The organism is Enterobacter sp. Li2LvB3 (genome assembly GCF_056156645.1).
In genome coordinates this window covers 91138-99081 of record NZ_JBSICG010000021.1, presented here as the reverse complement: position 1 = coordinate 99081, position 7944 = coordinate 91138, and the positions used below count along the sequence as shown (strand labels likewise).

Below are 7944 nucleotides of genomic sequence, written 5' to 3'. Positions count from 1 at the left end.
TTCGGCGATTTTCAGCCGGACCATGGAGCCGCTGTAAGTCTTTTATTTCAATGGCGTAATGTCATCGCTTAGCAAACACAAAAAACGGCAACCGAGGTTGCCGTTTTGCTTTTACCTTGCTTAGAAGTGCGTATTTACACTCATATACCAGGTACGGCCAGGTTCATTATACGTGTACGCACCCGCACCGTACATATATGCACCCGTCGTGGTGTTACCCGTGGTCTGGGCATTACCCGCACGCCACTGACGCTTGTCAAAGACGTTATCCACGCCGCCAGTCAGGCTGACGTTTTTGGTCACATCCCAGGTCGCACTCAGGCCAACAATGCTGTACGGGCTGACTTCATCTTTCTCAGAGCCGGTAACAGGCTGACCTTTGTAGTTGTATTTCTTCGGCTGCTGCTTGCCGTACCAGGTGAAGGTCGATTGCAGCGACACATCCTCTTGTACCTGCCAGCTCAGGGTAGAGTTCAGCGTGTACTCTGGGATGATCGACAGACGATCGCCCGTCTCCTTGTTCTTGCTTTGCAGCATATAGGTAATGTTGTTGGTCCAGTTGATCGTATCGCTTACCGGTACGTTCAGTGAGCCTTCCAGACCTTCTACCACGGCTTTCGGAACGTTTTCCCACTGGTAGATATCGGTCTGAACTTTACCGGAAGAGGTATGGCCAATTGGCGCATAACCCGCTTCAATCTTGTCGCGGTAGTCGTTGCGGAACCAGGTCACACCCGCCTGCCAGCCGTTGTGTTTCCACTCCAGACCAATCTCTTTGTTGATGCTGGTTTCAGCTTTCAGGTCGTCGTTACCCATCATGTAACAGCCCACGCCGTCAGAGCTTGCATAGCAACCCTGGCCTTTGCTGTACAACAGGTAGTTCGGGTTCGTCTGGTACAGGCTTGGCGCTTTATAAGCACGCGCAATACCCATCTTCAGGGTGAAATCATCGCCCAGGCCTTGCGACAGGTTCAGGGACGGGCTCCAGTTGTTGCCCACAATGGTGTGATGATCGAAACGCAGCGCCGGGGTCAGCATGGTGCTGTCGGTCAGCTCCATGTTGTTTTCCGCGAACAGGGAGAAGATCTCAGCCGATGAATATGGGCTACGATCGTTGCTCATGCCCGGGATCGTACCGCCTTGCTGAGTCTGGGTGTTAGAGGTGGAATCTTTCATCCGCTGCTGGTTCCACTCAGTACCCAGGGTCAGGTTCTGGTTGACCAGGAAATCAATCGGCAGGTTGATTTCACTGTGCAGCATCACGTCAGACAGGTCGGTGTCGGTGAACTTATTGCTGTTGAACAAGCCTTCCAGACCACCTGCCAGCCCTTCGCCCAGACGGGAGTTACGGGTGTGCTCGTACTGCGCCCAGTTGCTGGTGGTGATGCCATTATCCCAGCCGCCGTTCCAGCTCACGGCAAAGTTCTGGCGGTAAATACGGTTAGTCTCTTTACCGTAGTTTTTCTTCACCAGGCCGTTGGAGCTGTTGTCGTTGTTGGTGTTCTGCGTGTCGCCCGCGTAGAGGTTGTTCTGGCGGCTGTAGCCCGCTTCAAACTCCAGGGACTGCATTGGCGCAAAGTCCCAACGCACCACGCCGTTGATGTCTTTGTTTTCTACCCCTTCACGGCCTGCTGGCAGCGTGTCGGCATAAGCACCGGTACGTTCAGATTCATGACCCTGGTTGATATCCCGCGCATCGGCCTGGGTTTTATCCAGGTTACCGTACATACGGAAGCTGAAATCGCCGCCCAGCGGGCCGCTCAGGCTGAAGTTGGTACGCTTGGTCGAACCTTCGTCCTTATGTTCTGGCGCATTCAGGTAGGTGTTCCAGGAACCATGCCACTGGTTGTCGAAATTCTTAGTGATGATGTTTACCACACCACCTGCCGCACCGTTACCGTAACGCGCTGCCGCCGGGCCACGGATAACGTCGATACGCTCGATCATTTCCGGTGGAACCCAGCCGGTATCGCCACGGGTATCACGCTCGCCACGCCAGCCCAGACGGATGGAGTTACGGCTGGTAACCGGCTTACCATCGATCAGGATCAGGGTGTTCTCAGGGCCCATACCACGGATATCAATCTGACGGTTGTTACCGCGCTGGCCGCTGGTGGAGTTACCGGTCAGGTTAACACCAGGCATAGTACGGATGATTTCGGCAACGTCGCGGGCGGGAGGATTTTTACGGATTTGATCGGCCGTAATGGTCGATACGCCAGGCGCTTGCAGGTTCTGCTCAGCGGCGGTGATCACCATCGTGTCTTCGTGCTGCGCGGTGGTGGTTTTGTCGTCTGCCAGGGCTGGCAGCGCGACGCCGTAAATCCCTAAGTTGACCAGCAAGGCCAGGGAGTGAATCTTCTTATTCATTGTACGTCCTGCTTTTCGCGCCGCATCCCCTGGCTCCGTTCCCGAAAGGGAGAGGAGGCGGCATGTTGTCACCCGCATTTGCGTAAGCAGCCCTGTCCTCGAGCGCACACAATGCGTGGCATGTTTATTTTATGAGCGCGCTTCCCACAGCGCGGGCACTACGCTATTGCAAATGCAAATAGTTATCAATAATATTATCAATAAATTTTGTCTTGTAACAAAAAAAGACACGATAAACATGAGGTTAAAAGCGTGACGGCGTTAACAACGGGAAGTGATGCCTGGTGGCAGTCAAAAAACGGCCCTGAATGGGTGCGTGACAAGGGGAGGTATCGCGTCACATTCTGGTGGCGTGACCCGGCAGGAACACAGGCATCTTCGGCGGTGAAGCGCGTCTGGCTCTATATCACCGGCGTTACCGATCACCATCAGAATGCCCGCCCGCAATCTCTCGAACGCCTTCCCGGAACCGACGTCTGGCAATGGCAGGGCGAGTTCAGCCCGCAGTGGCGCGGCAGCTACTGTTTTATCCCTTCTGAGAACCAACATGATTTTGCCGATACGGTATTTCACGGTGAGCAGCCCGACCGCATGGCGCTGCGTGAAGGCTGGCGCAAGCTGCTGCCCAACGCGGTGTGCGATCCGCTGAATCCGCAGAGCTGGCGAGGTGGGCGCGGACATCCGGTATCGGCGCTGGAAATGCCTGAAGCACCGGTTCAGCCTGGCTGGGATCGCCCTGATACCTCTTACCGGCAGCCGGTCTGCATCGAATGGAACAGCGAGCGGCTGCGCAACCGTCGCCGCGTGTGGATTTTTACCACTGGTGATGCCAGCCCGGACAGCCCGCTGGCGGTGTTGCTCGACGGGCAGTTCTGGGCCGAAAGCCTGCCCGTATGGCCAGCACTGGCGTCACTGACGGCTGAGCGCAAATTGCCGCCTGCGGTCTATCTCCTGATCGATGTTATCGACACCGCTCACCGCAGCGTTGAGCTGCCCTGTAACCCCGATTTCTGGCTGGCGATGCAGGAAGAACTTCTCCCGCTGGTAAAAACCACCGCGCCATTCAGCGATCGCGCCGACTGCACGGTCGTGGCAGGGCAAAGCTTTGGCGGGCTCTCTTCTCTTTATGCTGGTCTTAACTGGCCGCAGCGTTTTGGCTGCGTGCTCAGCCAGTCTGGCTCCTACTGGTGGCCGCACCGTGGTGCGCAGCAGGACGGGCTGCTTATCGAACAACTTAAAGCGGGTGAAAAAACCGCACGCGGGCTGCGCATTGTCCTTGAGGCCGGGCGCAACGAACCGCTTATCTTCCGCGCAAATCAGGCGATTTACGCCGAGCTACAACACACACAGCAGCAGGTTTACTGGCGTCAGGTTGACGGCGGACATGATGCGCTTTGCTGGCGCGGTGGGCTGACACAGGGGCTGATGACGCTCTGGCAGCCGCTTATTCAATAACGGAGTCTGTATGGAATTCAGTAATCCTTTCGATAATCCGCAGGGACAGTTCGCCATTTTGTGTAACGACCAGGCGGAATTCAGCCTGTGGCCGCAACAGTGCGCACTGCCTGCCGGCTGGCGTGTGGTGTGCGAACCGCAATCCCAGGAAGCGTGCCAGCAGTGGCTGGCAGAACACTGGCATACGCTTACGCCTTCCCATTTTGCGGGAGAGCGCCCATGAGCAAACATCTTCCCCTCGTCGCTGCACAGCCGGGGATCTGGATGGCAGAGCAACTTTCCACGTTGCCGAACGCCTGGAGTGTGGCGCATTACACCGAGCTGAAAGGCGATATTGATGCGCCATTGCTGGCAAAAGCGATAGTCGCAGGCATGATGCAGGCCGACACATTACGCACGCGCTTTACAGAAGATAACGGCGAGGTGTGGCAGTGGGTAGACGATGCCATGTCGCTGCCTGAGCCGTCGATCGTAAAGGCCGGTTCTCACGCCGCAGCCGTGGCGCTGATGGAGGCCGATCTTAACCAGAACCTGCGCGTGGACAGCGGTCAGCCGCTGGCGTTTCATCAGCTGATTCAGGTCGGTGAACGTCACTGGTACTGGTATCAGCGTTATCATCACTTAGTGGTGGATGGCTTCAGTTTCCCGGCCATTACCCGCCAGATCGCTGCCATTTATACGTCATTGAGAAAGGGCGAAACCCCGCCAGTATCACCCTTTACACCGTTTGCTGAGGTGGTGGATGAGTACCAGCGCTATCGCGACAGCGAGGCGTATCAGCGCGATGGCGCATTCTGGGCAGAGCAGCGTAAGCAGCTCCCTTCTCCGGTGTCGCTTTCTTCCGCGCCGTTGCCGGGGCGTGCAGCCACTACCGACATTCTGCGGTTAAAAGTGGTTGCCGATAGCCGCGCCTTTAGCCAGCTGGCACAGGCAGCAGGGCAGGTGCAGCGTACCGATCTGGCGCTCGCGCTGGTGGCGCTGTGGCTTGGGCGCTTGACCGGGCGGCTGGACTACGCCGCCGGGTTTATCTTTATGCGCCGCATGGGTTCGGCGGCGCTCACCGCAACTGGCCCGGTACTTAACGTCTTGCCGATGGCGGTCAATATCGCCCCGCAGGAAAGCCTGCCGGAGCTGGCGCAGCGCCTTGCAAATCAGCTGAAAAAGATGCGCCGCCATCAGCGTTATGACGCCGAACAGATTGTCCGCGACAGCGGGCGTGCGGCGGGGGATGACGCCCTGTTTGGCCCGGTGCTCAACGTCAAAGTATTTGATTATCAGCTGGATATCGACAACGTTGAGTCCACAACTCACACGCTGGCAACGGGGCCGGTGAACGATCTGGAGCTGGCGCTGTTCCCGGATGAACAGGGTGGGCTGAGCATTGAGATCCTTGCCAATAAGCAGCGCTACGGCGAGGCAACGCTCACACGCCACGTGGCGCGCCTGAACGCGATGCTGACCCAGTTTGCCGCCAACCCGGACCTGCGCTGTGGTGAAGTGGAAACCGTCTCTGAAGCAGAATATCAGCAGCTTGCACGCATCAATGACACCGGGCTGGCATTGCCCTCTGCCACGCTTGCCCGGTTGGTGGCCGAACAGGCGAGCAAAATGCCGGATGCGCCCGCCCTGGCGGATGCCCATATCGAGCTGAACTACCGCCAGATGCGCGAGCAGGTGGTGGCGCTGGCAAACCTGCTGCGTGAACGCGGCGTGAAGCCGGGCGACAGCGTGGCGGTGGCCTTGCCGCGCTCGGTGTTCCTGACTCTGGCGCTGCACGGCATTGTGGAAGCAGGTGCCGCCTGGTTGCCGCTGGACACCGGCTACCCGGATGACCGCCTGCGGATGATGCTGGAAGATGCGAAACCGTCTTTGCTTATCACCACCGACGAGCAGCTTCCGCGCTTTAGCGATCTGCCAATAACGTCCTTTAGTTACAACACACTATTACCTGTTGCGGGCCACGAACCGCTCAACCTGGCGAAGCCGGAACAGACCGCGTATATCATCTTTACCTCCGGCTCCACTGGCCGCCCGAAAGGGGTGATGGTCGGGCATACCGCCATCGTCAACCGCCTGATGTGGATGCAGGATCACTATCCGCTGGACGCGCGTGATGTGGTGGCACAAAAAACGCCGTGCAGCTTTGACGTGTCGGTGTGGGAATTCTGGTGGCCGTTTATCGCTGGCGCGAAGCTGGTGATGGCCGAGCCAGAGGCGCATCGCGATCCGCAGGCTATGCAGAGTTTCTTCGCCCATTACAGCGTCACCACGACTCACTTTGTGCCGTCGATGCTGGCGGCATTTGTGGCCTCGCTGACGCCGGAAAATGCCGACTGCTGCAAAACGCTGAAACAGGTGTTCTGTAGCGGGGAAGCGCTGCCAGCCGAACTGTGCCGCGAGTGGGAACAGCTTACCCGTGTGCCGCTACATAACCTGTATGGCCCAACGGAAGCGGCAGTGGACGTGAGCTGGTATCCGGCGTTTGGTCCTGAGCTGGCGGCGGTTGACGGCAACAGCGTGCCGATTGGTTTCCCGGTGTGGAATACGGGGCTGCGCATTCTGGATGCGATGATGCGCCCGGTGCCGTTTGGCGTGGCGGGCGATCTGTATCTTACCGGGATCCAGCTGGCGCAGGGCTATCTGGGGCGTCCGGATCTGACGGCGAGCCGCTTTATTGCCGACCCGTTTGCGCCGGGCGAGCGTATGTATCGCACCGGGGATGTTGCCCGCTGGCTGGATAACGGCGCGGTGGAATATTTGGGTCGCAGCGACGATCAGCTGAAAATTCGTGGTCAGCGTATCGAACTGGGTGAAATCGACCGGGCGATGCTCTCGCTGCCGGACGTGGCGCAGGCCGTGGCGCACGCATGTGTGTTTAACCAGGCGGCGGCAACCGGTGGTGATGCCCGTCAGCTGGTGGGGTACATCGTTTCAGAATCCGGTTTACCGCTGGACAGGGAGGCGCTGCTGGTCGCGTTGAAAGCACAGTTGCCGCCGCATATGGTGCCGGTGGTGTTGCTGCAAATCAGCGCGCTGCCGCTCTCGGCCAACGGTAAGCTCGACCGCAAGGCGCTGCCGTTACCGGAGCTGACCAGCAAAACCTCTGGCCGTGTGCCGGAAAGCAAAACCGAAGTGGCCGTGGCGCAGGCGTTTTCCACCTTGCTGGGCTGCGAGGTGAATGATACTGAAGCCGACTTCTTTGCGCTTGGCGGGCACTCGCTGCTGGCGATGCGCCTGGCGGCACAGCTTAGCCGCGCGTTCGGGCGCAAGGTGACGCCGGGGCAGATTATGGTGGCCTCGACGGTCAGCAAGCTTAGCGGTTTGCTTGAGTCGCAGATGAGCGATGAACAGGCACAGCGTCTGGGGTGTGAAACCCTGTTGCCGCTGCGTGAAAGCCACGGCCCGACGCTGTTCTGTTTCCATCCGGCATCCGGATTTGCCTGGCAGTTTAGCGTGCTGGCGCGCTACCTCAGCCCGCGCTGGTCGATAACAGGCATTCAGTCCCCGCGTCCGGACGGGCCGATGCAGCAGTGCGCCGATCTGGATGGCGTGATTGGGCATCATCTGGCGACACTGCGCGCGCAGCAGCCGCACGGGCCGTACTATTTGCTGGGCTATTCGCTGGGCGGCACGCTGGCGCAGGGGGTTGCCGCGCGTCTGCGTGAGCAGGGTGAAACGGTCGACTTCCTCGGCCTGCTGGACACCTGGCCACCGGAAACGCAAAACTGGGCGGAAAAAGAGGCCAACGGTCTTGACCCGGCAGTGCTGGCGGAAATTGAGCGCGAGCGTCAGGCGTTTATTGCCGCGCAGCAGGGGCAGGGTTCCAGTGAACTGTTTACCGCCATTGAAGGCAACTACGCCGATGCAGTGCGCTTGCTGACCACGGCGCACAGTTCACGCTTTGACGGCAAAGCGACGCTGTTTGTCGCCGAGCGCACGCGAACCCAGGACCCGCATCAGGCATGGGCGCCGTGGGTGGGGGAACTTGAGGTTTACAGCCAGGATTGCGCCCACGTGGATATCATTTCACCGCAGGCGTTTGAGAAGATTGGGCCGGTGTTGAAGGATATATTGGGATAGTGCGAATGCCCGTTGGGAGCACAATGTAGGTCGGGTAAG

At 58.8% G+C, this 7944-nt stretch carries 4 protein-coding genes; 3 read left to right on the top strand and 1 reads right to left on the bottom strand.

The features are described from left to right. Window positions 1-120 precede the first annotated feature (120 nt). The gene (locus ACS603_RS17365) at window positions 121-2370 is read right to left on the bottom strand and encodes a TonB-dependent siderophore receptor (protein ID WP_182059963.1); all 2250 of its coding nucleotides are present in this window, start codon (window positions 2368-2370) and stop codon (window positions 121-123) included. 207 nt (window positions 2371-2577) lie between these two features. Here ACS603_RS17365 and fes point away from each other — a divergent pair, with 207 nt between their 5' ends. Genes fes through entF form a run of 3 tightly spaced genes read left to right on the top strand, consistent with a single transcriptional unit; the run spans window position 2578 to window position 7905 of the window. Continuing rightward, on the top strand, window positions 2578-3825 hold the full coding sequence (fes, locus tag ACS603_RS17360; protein ID WP_474944632.1) for an enterochelin esterase: 1248 nt from the start codon (window positions 2578-2580) through the stop codon (window positions 3823-3825). Between the two features lie 10 nt (window positions 3826-3835). After that, window positions 3836-4048 (top strand): MbtH family protein, encoded by a 213-nt coding sequence (locus tag ACS603_RS17355; protein ID WP_182059965.1) that lies wholly within the window; start codon window positions 3836-3838, stop codon window positions 4046-4048. Further along, window positions 4045-7905, top strand: a complete 3861-nt coding sequence (gene entF, locus ACS603_RS17350; RefSeq protein ID WP_474944631.1) for an enterobactin non-ribosomal peptide synthetase EntF — start codon at window positions 4045-4047, stop codon at window positions 7903-7905. Before ACS603_RS17355 ends, entF begins: the two co-directional genes overlap by 4 nt. Window positions 7906-7944 lie beyond the last annotated feature (39 nt).

Bases quoted from the DNA above. Each gene is read 5' to 3' on its own strand.
- entF (WP_474944631.1), top strand. From the start codon at position 4,045: ATGAGCAAACATCTTCCCCTCGTCGCTGCACAGCCGGGGATCTGGATG.
- ACS603_RS17355 (WP_182059965.1), top strand. From the start codon at position 3,836: ATGGAATTCAGTAATCCTTTCGATAATCCGCAGGGACAGTTCGCCATT.
- ACS603_RS17365 (WP_182059963.1), bottom strand. From the start codon at position 2,370: ATGAATAAGAAGATTCACTCCCTGGCCTTGCTGGTCAACTTAGGGATT.